A 16,888-nucleotide genomic window follows, 5' to 3' on the forward strand; every position below is an offset into this window, starting at 1 on the left:
GCTGATTCGCATAAAATTAAACAGAAAAATCCAACAAGATGAAGCTAACAATTGGCAATTTGGCCAAACATGCAGAAGTAACCATTGAAACTATCCGCTACTATCAGAAAATAGGTTTATTGATAGAGCCTGAAAAACCTTGCAGCGGTTATCGGCACTATCCACCAAATGCTATAGCCAGAGTTCGATTTATCAAACGTGCTCAACAAGCCGGTTTTACCTTAAAAGAAATTGCAGAACTGTTATCTCTGGATGGCACTCATTGTGCTAAAGTACGAAAAATTGCTGAACAGAAATGTCAGCAAATCGATGCGCAAATAAAGGATTTAATTGCTCTTCGTCATGTCTTGGATAACCTGGTAAAAGGCTGTCAGAGTGATTCATCAAAAGAATATTGTTCTCTCATTGAAACACTTTCAAAGGATTCGGACATAAAATCCTGAGTTTTAAAAAAATAATACAACCCCTTCTTGACTCTGTTCCATAGAACAGGGTTTACACTCCTATTCGAACTTAATCACTATTTAGCTTCTGACGTTTAGCATGACTTCGCTAAATGCCAGTCAACAGAAAAATTTCTATGTTTAATACAGGAGAACTCTTATGACAAGAGAACATGTAACCCCACCTAAAGACACATCCTGGTTAGGGTTCGGAGCAGTACTAGCTGCCATTGGCGCATCAATATGCTGTGTCGGTCCATTGCTACTTTTATCCTTAGGGATAGGCGGAGCATGGATGAGAGCATTAACCTCAATGGAATCGATCCGCCCATTTTTTCTCATTCTATCCCTGATTTTTATAGGTTTTGGGTTCCGCAAGCTCTATTTGATACCGGCTAACTGTAAAGCGGGTGAAGCGTGTGCAGCATATGACGTTCAGCATAGGCAACGGCTAATTTTCTGGATTGGTTCAGCGTTGGTCATGATGCTATTGGCATTTCCTTGGTATGCCCCGTTATTTATGGAATAAGGAGAATAATAATGACCTTTAAAATCATATTTTTTATTTTTAGCTTAGTAACAGCACCTTTATTAATGCAGACAATACATGCTGAAACGGTTGTTCAAGTGAAAAGCAACAGCCAATCGGTAACATTGGCTATACAAAACATGACCTGTGCGATGTGTAAATTCACCATTAAAAAAGCGCTGCTAGGTGTTGTGGGTGTGCAGGAGGTTAGTGTTGATTACAATTCAAAAACAGCTTCAGTTACTTTCGATCCCCAAAAAACCAGCAGCGAAGCCTTGATTAAAGCAACCACAGATGCCGGTTATCCGGCAACGGTAAGTCAAATAAATAAATAAACATAAACAGAGCAAGACTATGTCAAATTGTTGTTCGAGCAGTCCCATTACACAAGCTTGTCCTCAGTGTGGTGCTGCTTGTAAAAGTGTCGAAATGCGCACACTTTACCATCAGGTAAGGTTTCCAGAGAATCAGGAACTTACTCCCGGCACCTATTATTTTTGCTCATTAAAAAATTGTTTAATCGGCTATTTTTCATTAGCCGGAAACTCTGTTCCCAAACTGCATTTAAGATCGTATCAGGAAATCCAGAAAAACAAGCTTTGTTATTGTTTTGACATTGAGGCTGACCTCTATCGAACAGCGTTACGTGCTAACGATGCTGACTCGATCAAAGACTTTGTTATTCAACGAACAAAATCAGGCGAATGCGCCTGTGAACTCAGGAACCCGTCAGGACAATGCTGTTTAGCGAAATTTAAGCATATGGAAAAAGAATACACAGCTCAACAGTGAACTAACTGAAAAATATTGGCATGGCACGAATACCCTTGACCGTTCGGTTTTAGCCGCTATGATGCTGTCAATATTCCTCTAATTTAGGCTGCTTTGGGATAACTTTACCAACTATTCAGACCTATACCGTTCCGCGACTCCAAACATCACGCGATATCGCGATTTACGATTTTTTACCTAACCGGCTTTGCAGATCATCAGTGTAATGCCGTGCCGCCTTGCGGATAAACTGTGTCTGTTTTTGAAAGTTGCGGCAACGGTTACACATCATTACATGCAGCCACACCGCAAGACGTTCGCGCAAACTTAATTTTTTATCCAACCCCTGGGAAACCAGGGCGGAAATATCTCGACAGCTACGCATGGTGTTTCTCCTTTTTTGTATTATTGAACCAACGGATTTCCAGGCATTCGCGCAGCCTGAGTCGCGCCCGGTGCATGGTGACCCAGTAATTAGCTTCGCTAAGTCCGGCTTCCCGGCAAACTTCGTCGGTTTCCAGCCCGACCAGTTCACGCAGCATAAAGACCTTGGCCATTTTCGGCGGTAGGTTGTTTTGACAGGCCTCGTATATCGTCCAGAATTCCTGCTGTTTCAGCGCCGCTTCAGGATCGGCCCAGGCCTTGGGACCACCATTCCAGTGGCCGTTACTCATGAAAAATTCGTCTTGCTCCGTTTCGTCATCACTTTCGTCAATTTGGGTAAACTCCGGGACAGCGCTTTCACGGGCGCTACGCCGCCAGTGATCGGCGATTTTGTGTTTAAGAATACCAATCAGCCAGGTACGCACCCCCGCCTTGCCTTCAAAACCTGATGCCGATTGTAAGGCCGCCAACAGCGTTTCCTGTACCGCATCGTCGGCTAACTCGTTATCACGCAATTGCAGCAGCGCGTAGCGAAATAATACCGGCCTTTGTTCAGCCAATGTTTGTTCGGTGAATAAAGTGTCTGTCATCACATAGTTGCTCCAATCAACAACACAAGCCAGTCTCTGCCGAGTCAACCTCAGGCCCTGGCGTACAGTCAAACAATCCGAAGTGGTGGGATTTCTCACCCAACACCTGAAAATGCTCGGCATAACGGCTGGCGGTCAGCATGTCGGCGGTATTGCCACATACCCGTAGCGGTCGGCCGGTTTCAAAGTGATGATGATCGTCCAAATCAAAAGCATGGGGATGCTCGGGGATGGTGCCGAGATAGTAGGCCACCTGGCCGTAATCCTCGCAGCGATCTTCCAGTGGTAGCTTGAAAGCGCTGACAGTGACTGAGCTAAACTTGACCATGCCGATTTTAGCGGCGACTTCTGGATCGTCGAGACTGATGGGATTTTGTTTGACGACGCGCACATCGGGACAACCCAGTTCGTGCAAAATCCGCCGGAAGTCTTCCCAATACAAAGCGCCGCCCAGGCATTCTCCCAGCAAAACGGGGTCTTGGCGCAAGGCGGCAGGGATGCGGCGGTCGGCAAAGACGTCGGAAAAAAAGAGTTCGCCGCCCGGTTTTAGCACCCGGAATATTTCCGCCAGTACCCGTGGTTTTTCCGGTGACAGGTTAATCACGCAATTGGAAACCACGACATCAATGCTGTTATCGTCGATACCGATAGCCGCCAGATTTTCGATATGTCCGTGCAAAAATTCGACATTGGCATAACCGAAGCGTTCGGCATGCCAATCGCGGTGACGCGTTGCCACTTCCAGCTGCTCCGGTGTCATATCGACGCCAATCACCCTGCCTTCCGGGCCAACCAGTTTAGACAACAAATAGCAATCGCGGCCAGAACCGCAGCCCAAATCCAGCACCGTCTTGCCCCACAAAACCGGAGGCAGTGGCGAGCCACAGCCGTAAAAGCGCTCCAGCACTTCCGGGTGCAAACCGGCCAGTAAGGCTTTTAAGTAACCTGGCATCGCGTCAATACTGCAACAGGCGCTGGTTTTTAGGTCATTACTGGATTGCAAAACCTGACCATAATAATGACGGACGGATTCGCTGATTTCGATGCTGGTAGTCATGGGCTTCCTCTCGTGTTTTAAAATAAAAGTCGGCACCAACAACCTGGATGGCGGCTGAACATAATGCCGTGCATAGTAATGCTTTATTAGTCGTTAAGATCAGAAAAAACCTTACAAAAATATCCATTAACCCTAAATAAATCGTCAAGTTTAGAATTTTACAAGCTCCCATCCAGGCTACTCGCCACCGTTTATAGATCAATTACCCACGACTGCCATTGACATAAGCTGCCGTTAATTCATGAGCAGGGGCTTCAAAAATCTGCTTACATTGACCAAATTCGATCAGGCATCCGGCTCGCTGGTCTTTGATCCAGAAAAAACCGGCGTAATTGGCAATACGTCGGGCTTGGGCCAGATTATGGGTCACGATCACGACCGTGTATTTTCCGCGTAAACGTTGAATCAAATCCTCAACGACACCCGAAGAAATCGGGTCTAAGGCGCTGCACGGTTCATCCATCAATAATACTTTCGGTTGCAATGCCAAGGCCCTGGCGATACACAGACGTTGTTGCTGTCCGCCGGACAGGGCCAGCGCAGAGGATGCCAGCCGGTCTTTTACTTCGTCCCACAAACCGACATCCTGTAGAACCTGTTGCACAACGTCGTTTAACTCTGCTTGTTTGCTCATACCGTGCTCCCGTAGCGGCAGTTCTATATTGCGCCGGATCGACAGCGGAAACGGTACCGGTTTTTGAAAAATCATGCCGATATCGCGGCGTAATCTTTGCACATCAAGGGCGGGATGTCGTAAATCCCTCTGGTTAAAATGAACATTACCCGACACGCGGCAATCGGGAATCATATCGGTCAAGCGATTGAGTACTGACAGGAAACTGGTTTTACCGCATCCGGACGGCCCGATCAGCGCCGTAATGCAACCTTTATAAATATCCAGCGAGACACCTTCCAGTGCCGGTTTTTCTCCATAATGCAAAGACAGGTTGTCAACTCGGATCAGCGGCTCAGGATCGCAGCATGGAGGGCCTGCCTGCAAAGGTCCCAAGGTATAGGCATCATCCGTATTGGATTTATCGGCCTGTTCAGATTTATTGTTTATAAAGTGACTCATGGGGTAACAACGCTCCTGTGCAGCCAATGGTTAGCCAGGCTTAGGGCAATACTGTTGATGATTAATAAAAGCAGGATCAATACCAGCGCGGATGAATATGCATTGGCATCGCCACCCGCCACGTTCATGGACAGGTCATAAATATGTACCGATAACGCCCGGCCGGAATCAAATAACGAGTCCGGCATGCGATCGACATAACCGCTGGTAAAGATCAGCGCAGCGGTTTCAGCAACGGCTCGCCCGATCCCTAGCATTAAACCGGCGAGCAAAGCTGGAGTTGCGGCTGGCAACAGCAGATGAACCAGTGTTGCGCTCCGTGACATCCCCAAAGCAGCAGAAGCCAACCGATAATCATTGGGCGCTGCCTGCAAGCCTTCCTCGGCGGTGCGGATCAAAAGTGGCAAGACCATACAGGCCAGGGTCAGACCACCTGACAAAATGGAAAAACCGAATCCTAAATAAATACAAAAAAACGCATTACCAAACAGCCCGAATACGATCGATGGCACACCCGCCAGCACATCCAGACTGCGTCGCACTAAGCGGCCAAACACACTGTCATGCCGGGTGAATTCACTCAATAGCACAGCCGTAGCCAGGCTAAGCGGTACTGCCGTTACCATCGCAACCCCTAAAATCAATACCGTCGATACGATAATCGGGCCGATACCGCCGGAACGTCCGGCATTTTTAGGTATTTCAATGAGAAACGACCAGGATAGTTTGGGCAGTCCGTGAATAATGATGTCAGACAGCATCCAGGCAAAGACGCCGCTAACCAGCAGCGCTATCAGCCAGATTAACAGCGTCGTTAGCGCATTTTTAAACATGATGGCGCTCTTTAGAAAATAATTCAGCCGTACCGACTAAAACCAACACCATAACCATCAAGGCCAAGCCCGATACAAACAAAGCCGCGCGATGCTCACCTGTTGCATAGGCCATTTCCAGAGCAATATTCGCGGTGAGTGTGCGCACCGGATCAAACAGACTTTGCGGTTGTTGCACTACATTACCGGCCACCATTAACACCGCCATTGTTTCGCCAATAGCCCTGCCTGCCGCCAGCAGTGTGCCTGCGGTTATGCCCGAGCGAGCGGCGGGCAAAGCCACACCGCTGATCAAACCCCAACGCGATAGACCCAAAGCGGCCGCTCCGCGAACATAAGCAACCGGCACCGCAGCCAATGCGGCATCGGCGGTTAATGCCACGGTCGGCAGAATCATCAGCGTCAATACCAGTATACCGGTCAACAGACTGACGCCGGGCGGATGCAAGCGACCGATTAACGGTGCTAACGTGGTTAATCCCCAAAAACCGTAAACCACGGATGGAATACCTGCCAGTAATTCGATCAGCCGGCGATAACCACCGGCAATAAATGGTGGCGCATAATAACGACTGAACACCGCTGAAGCGATGCCCAAAGGTGCAGCCAACAACACGGCACCCAGCGTTGAATACAGCGTAGCCGACAGCATCGGCGTCAGCTTATACAAACCGTCTACCGGGTGCCATGATGCATCAGTGACAAAACGGGTCAGTCCAACATGGCGCAACACTGGCCAGGATTCCTTGACCAGAAACAATAAAATTAACAGTACAATCGCTGCCGAAAGCAGCGCACAGCCCTGTAGCAGTGCAACCAGTTGTCTGTCAGTGCGGAACAGGGACAAAGTATTGTGCCTCTATCTGATCATCCACTTGCGGCGAACGGGCGAACTCGATGAAGTCTTTGGCGAGTCCGGCAGGCTCGGCACGAGTCACCAGATTCAACGGTCTGGATAAGGGGAAACTCCGGTTTCGCACATTCTCGACTGAAGCCGCTATGCCTTCAAGCGGCAGCAATTTAATGGCCGCACCCTGACTCGCTTCATATTCGGCTGTCCCCACAGAAACGTAACCAATGGCATCCGGGTTACCCACCACCGTCTTAATGCCTTGCTGATTATCGCCAATGACGACTTGTGGCTTGACATCGGTGTTTTTCAAACCGAAATAATGCAGAAACAGTTCCAGTGTCGAGCGGCCTTCTGCTTTGTTAACCACGGTAATAGGGGCATCGTTGCCGCCGACATCTTTCCAGTTGATGATTTTGCCGGTATAGATATCAATGATTTGTTGTTTATTCAGCGCTTCAACGGGATTAGCCTTATTTAAGATGACGCTGATGCCATCCAGGGCAATGGTAAACTGAAGTAAATCTTTTTCGTCTTCCTTGAGTGCTCTGGAAGCCATGCCAATATCGGCAAGCTCAGCCCGGGTATCGCTGACCCCGCGAGAGGAACCACCTGTCTGTACATCTACCCGCACATTGCTGTGTAACGACTCAAAGCGTTTACCGATTTCCGCAGCAAGCGGTGCTATAGTGCTGGAACCGGTTAATACCAGTTTTTCGATTTTTGGTTCATCGGACTTTGTTCTCAACAATCCCCAGACCGCCCCTATCAGCACAAGAAGCGTTACGACTATGCCCAGTTTTTTCATGCTTAACTCCCTTGTTATTATTGAACGATGCTATTGCGTTACACAGTGATTCTGACGACCTTGCAACAGGCATTAGTCGTTATTGCCAAACAATCCTTACAAATTATTTACTCAACCTCTACGCCAGGCGTGGAAGCGGCCAACCCAACGCAGCAAGCCTTCCGGTGCATGGTTACGTTTCCAGACGCCGGCTACATATTTGTTGGCCTCGGCCATGGTTGGATAAATATGAATGGTGCCGAGCAGTTTATTCAAACCAATATGGTGTTTCATAGCCAGTACAAATTCAGCGAGAAGATCGCCTGCATGTTCGCCAACGATGGTAACGCCCAAAATACGGTCTTTGCCCGGCTGGGTTAGCACTTTAACAAAACCATGCGCTTCACCGTCAGCAATGGCACGATCCAGATCGTCAATGTGATAGGTGCTGACTTCATAGGCGATGCCTTTTTCTTTTGCATCCTGCTCATTAAGACCGACCCGTGCGACTTCCGGATCGATAAACGTTGCCCAGGGAATCACTGAGTAATCGGTACGAAACTTTTTAAAGCTGCCGAATAGCGCATTCACCGCCGCATACCAGGCTTGATGCGCGGCGGTATGGGTAAACTGGAATGGGCCGGATACGTCGCCGACGGCAAAAATATTCGGGTAATTGGTTTCCTGAAAGTCATTAATGGCAACAGTGCGTTTGGGCGACAGTTCCACCCCTATATCTTCCAGTCCATAGCCCTGGGTATTGGCAACACGGCCAATCGCTAATAGCACTTGGTCGAAGGGAATGCGCACTTCTTGACCTTGATGCTCGGCAATCAAAATCTTTTCGCCGTTTTCGATGATAAACTGTTTGGCAGTATGTTCAACCAGCACATCGATACCTTCCTGGCGGAACTTTGTCATGACTATTTCAGAAACATCACTATCTTCACGGATCAGCAAGCGCGGCAGCATTTCCATCTGGGTCACCAGGCTGCCGAATCGTGCGAAACTTTGCGCCAGTTCGCAGCCGATAGGCCCACCGCCCAGTACAATCAGACGCTTGGGCAGTTCACGCAACGCCCAAATGTTATCGGACGTCAGATAGCCGACCTCTTCTATACCTGGAATTGGCGGCACAAACGGACGCGCACCGGCGGCGATAACGATGGAACGGGTAGTAATGGTGCTGGTTTTACCGTCTGTGGTTACCTGAACTTCCCAGGGAGAAAGAATTTTAGCTTCACCTTCGATGACATTCACGCCCAAGTCTGAATAGCGTTGCACCGAATCATGCGGTTCGACAGTTTTGATAATCGACTGCACCCTGTTCATGACATCGGCGAAATCAAATTCAGCATCGACTTTTTTGATGCCGAAATCCGCAGCCCTTTTGATATGAGACAGCAATTTGGCGGAACGGATTAAGGCTTTTGACGGCACACAGCCGGTATTCAGGCAATCGCCGCCCATTTTATGTTTTTCAATCAAGGTGACTTTGGCTTTTACGGCGGCGGCGATATAGGAAGTGACCAGTCCGCCGGAACCCGCACCAATCACGACAATATTGTTGTCAAAGCGCGCAGGTTTAGTCCATTTCGCATAGACTTTGTTGGCTTTAATGGCTTCGACGATTTTATTGGCAAGCAGCGGAAAAATGCCCAGTAACACAAACGAACCGATCAGGCCAGGCGACAGAATACCCGATAATGACTCCAGGTGACCCAGCTGAGTACCCGCGTTCACATAAACAAGGGTACCGGCCAACATACCCACCTGACTGACCCAATAAAAAGTCTGGGTTTTTAGATTGGTTAAACCCATTACCAGATTAATCACAAAAAACGGAAAAACCGGTACCAATCTCAAGGTAAAGAGGTACAGAGCACCTTCTTTAGCTACGCCTGCATCTATGGCTTTCAGTCGATCGCCAAAACGCGATTTTACCCCATCGCGAAACAAAAACCGGGCCGCCAGAAAAGCCAAGGTTGCGCCGATGGTGGAGGCGAAAGAAACAATCACCGTTCCCCACAGCAAACCAAACACAGCACCACCGGCCAAAGTAAGAATGGCCGCACCGGGCAGAGACAAACCGGTAACGGCAATATAAATAAGCGCATAAATGGCAACGGCCATGCTGGGGTGGTTGCTGCGATAAGTTTCAATCGATGCTTGTTGCGCCTTCAGTGTTTCCAGGGTTAAGTAGCTCTGTAGATCGAAAATGAAAAAAGCAGCGATCAGGGCCGCTATAAAAGCCAGTAATGCTATGCGTGAAAAATTCATAATTTGTTCTCCTTAATAATGTGTGTCCATAAAACGGTTGTTAGCAGGGATTTTCCCTGTGGAAATGTTGAAAAAGAGGAAGCGCTGAATGAAAGTATGTCGTTATTCATGAAAGATTCCCTAATATATAAATGCAAAAGATTGTTCATTTGTCGCACGACAAGCGGAATCCTTACAATTTACTAAGCGCACATCTTAGTATTCCGTAAATAATAATGCGTGCCCATCCGGATCACGGGCCATGAATCCTTTTGAAAACCCCAAACTATCATCCGGCAATTCGACCACCGTAGTGGAAACAAGACGGTAATGACGGCTGCGCAGAATACCGTTAACAGCCTGCGTGTCGTGAGTCGATAGCTGAATTTGCCAGTTCCAAAGATCATTAGATTGAGTATCCTCTGGCATGGGTAGACCGCTATGTGGCGTTAGATATTCCAGTAGTTCAATGCCTGGACCTTGGGACGCTCTAAGGGCAGTGATACGCAAGTGCGCACCGAACACATTATTCAGGCGTTCTTGCTCGATGCCATAATTGTCGCTGGTACCGGCCACATGAAGTCCGAGAGTGTCACGATAAAATTTCAAACTGATGTCAGTATTGGCAACCACGATGGCGGTATGATCTATCCCAAGAAATAACTGCTGGCTTTTTTCATGCCACTTCGGGTTGCCTTTACCTTCGGGAAATTCCAGAATTTCAAGATAATGACCGTCAGGATCTTGAAAATAGAAGGCCTGAATGCCGCCAGCGTTGGGATTCCAGTCAGGTAAACGCTGCGGGGCGGGTGAGGCATGTTCCACCTTATGTTTTCGCAGATGTGCGTAGGCTTTATCCATATCGGTAACGATGATGGCAATGTGTTGAAACCAGCTATCGTTGCTATGCGAGCTTTCAGGAATAGGGCGGCCGCGCGGCGTCAAATAGTGAATCAGCTCAATGAATTCGTCGCCCAATTGCAAACGAACAATCTGTACACGCAGACCAAATACGCCGGTAAGATGTTCGTAGGCATCGCCAAGCACCTCGGCTTCGGCAACCTGTTTGAAGGCAAGTACCTGAGTGTAAAACGCCAGAGAACGATCCATATCGCTGACCGTAATGCCTATTGCATCAATGCCGCGCACCGTCGGTTCCGCCCATACGTTACTGCCGTTCAGGTAGAAAACGAAGACGATGATAGTCATGCTAAAGCGGAATAACATCCTGATGGCTCCTAATAGTTTGTAGTAAGGTGGAAACGTTACACTGCCTTCCTTATAGAGCGGCAAGATACTGGCCAAGACGCAGGCCCCAGGCATAAATAGTCAAGCCCGGATTGACCCGGCTGGAACGCGGCAATACGCTACCATCGGCCACATACAGATTATCGAAGCCGTGGACTTTGCCGTTGGCATCCACCACCGAGCTGGCCGGGTCGTTGCCCGTCACCATACTGCCCAACGCGTGAGCGGTTGCGGCCAGGCCCATACGTTGCGATACGCCGAGTAATCCTGCGGCTAACAGTCTGGCTTTGAAGGCCTTAGTGATCTTATGATGCTCGGCGACAGATGCCGGAATACGTTTCAATTCATAGTCCAGCCTTGGTAGATTATCTTGGCCGCCGTTGCCGGCGATATGATTATCCGGGCTTGAGCCGTCTTCAGTGGTGATAAAAAATCCGTAAGCCCTTGCGCCTAGCGCATTGGTTACGAAAGTAGGCAGCCAAAGCGGTAATTGCGTGGACAGTATTTCGCCGTCCATCCAGCCCAGACATTGCACCGTACTATGCGGGAACTTTTCATTAAAAAAGATCGCCGTTTTGCGCAATACATCCCGTTGCGGAAACAGCGAGAACCCGAGCAAAGCGCTGTTGATATGCAGTTTGAAATAGGCACCTACCAGCGGAGCCGAGGGCAGCGTTTTGTCCAGCCCACTTTGTTGCAGATATTTTTGCAGAATGCGTGGAGAAGACATTGCGCCTGCCGCAAGAATGACCGTGTTTGCGTAATAGCACACACCATCGACACTACGTACCCCTGTGATGGCTGTCGTATTATTGTCATCAGAAAGCAATGCGGTGACGTCTTTATGTGGCAGCAGTTGAAGTAGCGGGTTATCAAGAAAATGGCTCAGCAAGTTCTGTTCGGCATCGGCCTTGTAGCCGCCCGGCGAGGCAAAGCCGTCGAAGTGTTTGGCCTCAACGGGTTGAGCGAGAATTTCCTTTTTCAAGCCCAGTGGTAACGACTCGACACGCCAGCCGTTATCAGCTTGGGTAATTTGATTGATGAGTCGGCTCAGTTGCGGTTCGTTGTCAAAATAATTGATTTGTAACAATTGTTCAGCTTGGGCGTAGAACGGTTCCAGATCGGCATAGCTAATCGGCCAGCCCAGGCATTGGAAGTCTGAATCTGCGGTAAATTCGTGCGGACTGAAGCGTAACAGGGCAGCGCCATACCATTTGGTTTTGCCGCCGACATTGTAATATTCGCCGGGCATCAATGGTTGATTGCGGTTGTCTGTCCACGGTTCCCGGTTCTTGAAGCGTTCTTCCCCGAAAACCTGCTGTACGTTGAGCGTACTACCATCGGTAGGCAGATGGCCGCCTTTTTCCAGCAACAGCACACGTTTACCCGCCTGCACCAGATTGTAAGCACAGGCCGAACCGCCCGCACCCGATCCGATGATAATGGCGTCATAATGGTGTTCGGTCATAATGAATCCTTGAGTAAGCATCTTGATTCGATGCGGGTTGCTGACTGTTAGTGTTATCTTTCTTAATGCCGTGACCGCAATGAATACAACGCCGGTCAAGGGGATGATCAAGTTTTGCGCACATTCTTTGGGTGGTGAACCTGAACAAACGATAAAGTTCGACCGCACTGAACATGCCCAAAAAAGGCGCAGTGAAATAAATCCAGCCCGCTGTCCAGATGCCGGAGGGCGCAGCCGAGGCAAAGCTGCGTGCCGGATTCATGCTCATGCCGGAAAACGGCGCTTCCAGGGTAATAAATAGGGCCACCAGCACACCGGCGGCGAGTCCTGTGTAATGCGCAAGCTTTTTTGCATTCATGAAGGCCAGAACCGTTAACATCAAAACCATAGAGATCAGTGTTTCAGCAGCAAAGGCGAGCCACGCCCCCTCAGGCCCCGGTACGGTCACCACATAGGCGACTGGTGGTTGTGCGAAGCTGTCGCCAAAACAGGCCAAAACCAGCAGTATGCCGAGGGTGCCGCCGACGAATTGAAACACGATGTAAAACCACGCATCCCACGCTGCCATTTTACCCAAGCGTAAAAAAGTTAAGGTGATCGCCGGGTTGATTTGTGCGCCGGACTGTTTGCCCCAGGGCGAATAAATGATCCCGATGGCGGTCAAGCCCATGAACAGACCTACGATAGCCCGGCGCAGATTGCCGTCAGGGATCAGCTCAGGTATCGGCGAGTCGGGTGCTTCCAGCAGCACCACAACGATACCGGCCGATACCATGAACATGCCCAGACCCCAGGCTTCCATTAGATATTCCGGCCAGTGCTCGCGCAATGATTGGCATAAATTCATGTTTAGCCGCCTTCTGTAAACCCTGGGTAAAGCGTCATGCCGCCATCGATAAACAGGCTGATGCCATTGGCGTAATCAGAATCGTCCGAAGCCAGCCAGACCACAGCGCGGCTAATATCGTCCGGCTCGCCAATGCGGTTATAGGGGATCAGCTTCATCAAATCAGCATAGGCTTCCGGGGTTTCCCAAGCATCGCGATTGATCGGGGTGCGAATGGCGCCGGGGCAGACACTGTTGACGCGGATGCGATAGGGAGCGACTTCCTGTGCCAGGCTCTTGTTCATCAACATCACGCCGCCTTTGGACGCGGCGTAATTGACATGGCCAGCCCAGGGTATAACCTCGTGTACCGAGCTCATGCTGATGATTTTGCCTGCGGCACAGGAAATTTCCCTGACTACGCCGCGCCGTTTGAATTCGCGGGTCGCTTCGCGGGCGCAAAGAAACTGTCCGGTGAGGTTGATACCCAGTACCTTATTCCATTGTTCCAGCGTCATTTCGTCGAAAGCCGCATCGCTTTGTATGCCCGCGTTGTTGACCAGAATATCGATAGTGCCGAATTCATCAAACATCTGCGCAAACATCGCCTTGACCTGATTCTCCTTGGATACATCGGCGTTGATGGCGATTGCTTGGCCACCTTTGCGCTTAATTTCTGTTACTACGTCGATGGCGCTTTGCTCATCAAAAATATAGTTCACCACCACGTCAGCGCCTTCTTCGGCCAGATGCAGCGCCACGCTGCGACCGATGCCGGAATTGGCGCCGGTGACCAGCGCTTTTTGGCCGCGTAGCAGATTGCGCGGTGGGCATTTGGGCATGACGACATCGGGTAACGGGGTGTCGGGGTTGTTATGTTGCTCGGGATTCATTCAAAATACTCCAGTTACTGGGTGAAAAAACAATAAATCACTTGTAGGCCAGACGCCCACGTCGCGAATTTCAGTCATGACTCAGATTGAGTCGTCATGCTCTGATGTCTTTGATTCGGCGCTGACTTCCAGCAATTTCGCAACCAGTCCGGTCCAACCGGTCTGGTGCGAAGCACCGACACCTCGTCCGTTATCGCCGTGAAAATATTCATGAAACAGCACATAATCCTTAAAATGCGGATCGTTTTGCAGCTTGTCGTTAATGCCGAACACCGGCCTGCGCCCTGAGTCATCGCGGCGGAACAGGCGGGTCAGCCGCAGCGCCAGTTCATCTGCAACTTGATGGATAGTCAGATAGCGGCCTGAGCCGGTCGGGCATTCGATTTTAAAATCGTCGCCGTAATAACCGGCAAAACGTTTCAGCGAGGTGATCAACAGATAGTTGACCGGAAACCAGACGGGGCCACGCCAGTTGGAGTTACCGCCAAATGTGCCGGATTCGGATTCGCCGGGCTGATATTGCACCGACATCGGATGGCCGCAGCAGTCGAACACATAGGGAGTATCGAGGTGTGCTCGCGATAGCGAACGGATGCCGTAGCCGGATAAAAACTCGCTTTCATCCAGCATGCGCTTGAGCAGCAGCTTCATGCGGTGACCACGCAATAGCGATAGTAGATGGCGATTGCCGCGTCCCGGTTCGTTCCAGCGCGATACCAGGCCGGCCAGATCGGGCCGGTAATTGAGGAACCATTCCAGGCGCCGTTTAAAGTCAGGCAGCCGCTCCAGCATTTCCGGCTCGATGATTTCCACGGCATACAAAGGAATCAGTCCGACCATCGAGCGGACTTTCAAAGGCATCATCTCGCCATCAGGAAAACGCAGTACATCGTAGAAAAAACCGTCTTCGTCGTTCCATAGACCGAAGCCGTCGTCGCCAATATGGGTCATGGCTTTGGCGATATACAAAAAGTGTTCAAAAAATTTGGTGGCGATGTCTTCATAAACGCGGTTATGCAGCGCCAGCTCCAAGGCAATGCGCATCAGATTAAGGCAGTACATGGCCATCCAGCTAGTGGCGTCAGCCTGATTGATGTGGCCGCCGGTAGGCAAGGGTGCGCTGCGGTCGAATACGCCGATGTTGTCCAACCCCAAAAAGCCGCCCTGAAACACGTTGTTGTCGTCGGCATCCTTGCGGTTGACCCACCAGGTGAAATTGACGATCAATTTGTGCAGCACCCGTTCCAAAAAATCAAGATCGCCGACACCGCCGTTGGCTTCGCATTCAGCTTTGTAAATTTCCCAGGCCGCCCAGGCGTGTACTGGGGGATTGACATCATCGAACGACCATTCATAGGCAGGCATCTGGCCGTTGGGGTGCATGTACCAAACTCTTGTCATCAACAAAATCTGGTGTTTGGCAAAAGCCGGATCGATCATCGCCAGCGTGACGCAATGAAAGGCCAGGTCCCAGGATGCATACCAGGGATATTCCCATTTATCCGGCATCGAGATGATGTCGGCGTTGTTAAGATGCAGCCAGTTCTTGTTGCGTCCTTTCCGGCGCTCAGTTACGGGTTCCGGCTGTCCGGGATCGCCATTCAGCCATTGCGGTATGTCATAATAATAAAACTGCTTGCTCCAGATCATGCCTGCGAAAGCCTGACGCTGGATCATCCGGGCGTCATCGTCCGGGATTCTTGTCTGTATAACGTCATAAAAGGCATCGGCTTCGCTCAGTCGGGTCTCGAATACTTGCTCGAAATCGCTAAAAGCAAGCGGGTTAGGCGTACGAGTCAGGCGCAGGCGAACTTCGACTTTGGCTTGTGCAGGGATGGAAAACTTGAAATGGCCGCAAGCTTTGCTGCCTTTTTGATCAGGATTAACGGCATCGGTTTTATTGTGGATGATGGCGTCATGAAAGGCGTCTTTAAAATAGCCTTCTGCTTCCGAACAGAACAGCCGTTTACCATTGGTGTCGTTATCACAGAATAAAAGTTCGGGTACGCCGTCGAGGTAGCAATGGTATTCGCCCAGGGTTTTATGCTTAATCGCAATCGCGCCGGTCTCGGTTGCCGACAGCGCAGGTTTCTCCTTGTCGTGACCCCAGCTCCAGGTGTTGCGAAACCACAGTTGCGGCAGGATATGCAATGGCGCGGCATCGGTGCCCCGGTTATAGGCGGTAATGCGCATCAGAATGTCGTCGACATCGGCCTTGGCGTATTCGACAAAGACATCAAAATAGCGATTATCATCGAATACGCCGGTATCGAGTAGTTCAAATTCCGTCTGGTCCTTGCCGCGTTTGCGATTTTCTTCAACCAGTGCCTGGTAGGGAAAAGCCTGCTGCGGATATTTATAGAGCATTTTCAGATAGGAATGACTGGGCGTAGCGTCCAGATAGTAATAGAGCTCCTTCACATCTTCGCCATGATTGCCTTCGCCGTTAGTCAAGCCGAACAAGCGTTCTTTAAGAATGGGATCCTGTCCATTCCATAAGGCCAACCCTAAGCAGAGGCGCTGGGTCATGTCGCTGATACCGGCGATGCCGTCTTCACCCCAGCGATAAGCTCGGCTGCGGGCGTGGTCGTGACTAAAATAATCCCAGGCTTCTCCGTGTGCGCTGTAATCTTCGCGCACCGTGCCCCATTGGCGTTCGCTCAGATAAGGCCCCCAGTCACGCCAAGCAGCCGTGCCATTGCTTTGTGCGTCAATGCGCTGTTGTTCGGCAGTCTGAATGTTCACTGGCTTTGTTTGGGTACTGTTGGCTAGGTTATCGCGTTTATTCGCGTTGGCTGTGTTGTTTGTCGGTAGGGCCATGGTTAGGTTAACTCCTGTTTGCGTGATGTTATTGTTTCAAGCTGATGTCATTGGC

General features: G+C 50.0%; 15 protein-coding genes and 1 pseudogene. 3 read left to right on the forward strand and 13 right to left on the reverse strand.

The features are described 5' to 3' along the window. The first annotated feature begins 38 nt into the window (after positions 1–38). The 3 genes and pseudogenes from ABXJ76_RS06185 (at position 39) to ABXJ76_RS06195 (ending at position 1,764) form a co-directional block, all read left to right on the forward strand. Positions 39–443, forward strand: a complete 405-nt coding sequence (locus tag ABXJ76_RS06185; RefSeq protein WP_432745187.1) for a MerR family transcriptional regulator — start codon at positions 39–41, stop codon at positions 441–443. A 160-nt stretch (positions 444–603) separates the two neighbouring features. After that, positions 604–1,307 (forward strand): annotated as a pseudogene (locus ABXJ76_RS06190) (mercuric transporter MerT family protein). A 19-nt stretch (positions 1,308–1,326) separates the two neighbouring features. Beyond that, positions 1,327–1,764, forward strand: coding sequence for a putative iron-sulfur cluster-binding metallochaperone (locus ABXJ76_RS06195; RefSeq protein WP_432745189.1), 438 nt, complete (start codon positions 1,327–1,329; stop codon positions 1,762–1,764). A gap of 163 nt (positions 1,765–1,927) precedes the next feature. On the opposite strand, the gene ABXJ76_RS06200 is transcribed toward ABXJ76_RS06195, so the two are convergent. The 13 genes from ABXJ76_RS06200 to ABXJ76_RS06260 form a co-directional block, all read right to left on the reverse strand. Beyond that, complete coding sequence (locus ABXJ76_RS06200; RefSeq protein WP_432745191.1) at positions 1,928–2,128, reverse strand: zf-HC2 domain-containing protein; 201 nt, start codon at positions 2,126–2,128, stop codon at positions 1,928–1,930. Then, a complete protein-coding gene (locus tag ABXJ76_RS06205) occupies positions 2,121–2,717 on the reverse strand; it encodes a sigma-70 family RNA polymerase sigma factor (RefSeq protein WP_432746460.1) in 597 nt (198 codons plus the stop codon). The genes ABXJ76_RS06200 and ABXJ76_RS06205 overlap by 8 nt, the downstream gene beginning before the upstream one ends. 16 nt (positions 2,718–2,733) lie before the next feature. After that, entirely contained in the window at positions 2,734–3,774 is a 1,041-nt protein-coding gene (locus tag ABXJ76_RS06210) for a methyltransferase domain-containing protein (RefSeq protein ID WP_432745193.1), read from the reverse strand. A 202-nt stretch (positions 3,775–3,976) separates the two neighbouring features. Continuing rightward, the gene (locus ABXJ76_RS06215) at positions 3,977–4,849 is read right to left on the reverse strand and encodes a phosphate ABC transporter ATP-binding protein (protein WP_432745195.1); all 873 of its coding nucleotides are present in this window, start codon (positions 4,847–4,849) and stop codon (positions 3,977–3,979) included. Further along, entirely contained in the window at positions 4,846–5,682 is an 837-nt protein-coding gene (gene pstA, locus ABXJ76_RS06220; protein WP_432745197.1) for a phosphate ABC transporter permease PstA, read from the reverse strand. Before pstA ends, ABXJ76_RS06215 begins: the two co-directional genes overlap by 4 nt. Then, complete coding sequence (gene pstC, locus ABXJ76_RS06225; protein ID WP_432745199.1) at positions 5,675–6,529, reverse strand: phosphate ABC transporter permease subunit PstC; 855 nt, start codon at positions 6,527–6,529, stop codon at positions 5,675–5,677. The genes pstA and pstC overlap by 8 nt, the downstream gene beginning before the upstream one ends. Further along, positions 6,510–7,340 carry a phosphate ABC transporter substrate-binding protein gene (locus ABXJ76_RS06230; RefSeq protein WP_432745201.1) on the reverse strand — a complete coding sequence of 277 codons (831 nt, stop codon included), beginning with the start codon at positions 7,338–7,340 and terminating at the stop codon, positions 6,510–6,512. Before ABXJ76_RS06230 ends, pstC begins: the two co-directional genes overlap by 20 nt. 111 nt (positions 7,341–7,451) lie before the next feature. Beyond that, on the reverse strand, positions 7,452–9,599 hold the full coding sequence (locus tag ABXJ76_RS06235) for an FAD-dependent oxidoreductase (RefSeq protein ID WP_432745204.1): 2,148 nt from the start codon (positions 9,597–9,599) through the stop codon (positions 7,452–7,454). 195 nt (positions 9,600–9,794) lie between these two features. Next, entirely contained in the window at positions 9,795–10,805 is a 1,011-nt protein-coding gene (locus ABXJ76_RS06240) for a VOC family protein (protein ID WP_432745206.1), read from the reverse strand. Positions 10,806–10,857: 52 nt separating this feature from the next. Continuing rightward, complete coding sequence (locus ABXJ76_RS06245; protein WP_432745208.1) at positions 10,858–12,294, reverse strand: FAD-dependent oxidoreductase; 1,437 nt, start codon at positions 12,292–12,294, stop codon at positions 10,858–10,860. Beyond that, positions 12,275–13,141 carry an MIP/aquaporin family protein gene (locus tag ABXJ76_RS06250; protein ID WP_432745210.1) on the reverse strand — a complete coding sequence of 289 codons (867 nt, stop codon included), beginning with the start codon at positions 13,139–13,141 and terminating at the stop codon, positions 12,275–12,277. Before ABXJ76_RS06250 ends, ABXJ76_RS06245 begins: the two co-directional genes overlap by 20 nt. Positions 13,142–13,143: 2 nt before the next feature. Beyond that, positions 13,144–14,013 (reverse strand): SDR family oxidoreductase, encoded by an 870-nt coding sequence (locus tag ABXJ76_RS06255; protein WP_432745212.1) that lies wholly within the window; start codon positions 14,011–14,013, stop codon positions 13,144–13,146. An 81-nt stretch (positions 14,014–14,094) separates the two neighbouring features. Next, complete coding sequence (locus tag ABXJ76_RS06260; protein ID WP_432745214.1) at positions 14,095–16,833, reverse strand: MGH1-like glycoside hydrolase domain-containing protein; 2,739 nt, start codon at positions 16,831–16,833, stop codon at positions 14,095–14,097. Positions 16,834–16,888: the final 55 nt, after the last annotated feature.

It is taken from the genome of Methylobacter arcticus (genome assembly GCF_050917435.1).
Classification (GTDB): domain Bacteria; phylum Pseudomonadota; class Gammaproteobacteria; order Methylococcales; family Methylomonadaceae; genus Methylobacter_A; species Methylobacter_A titanis.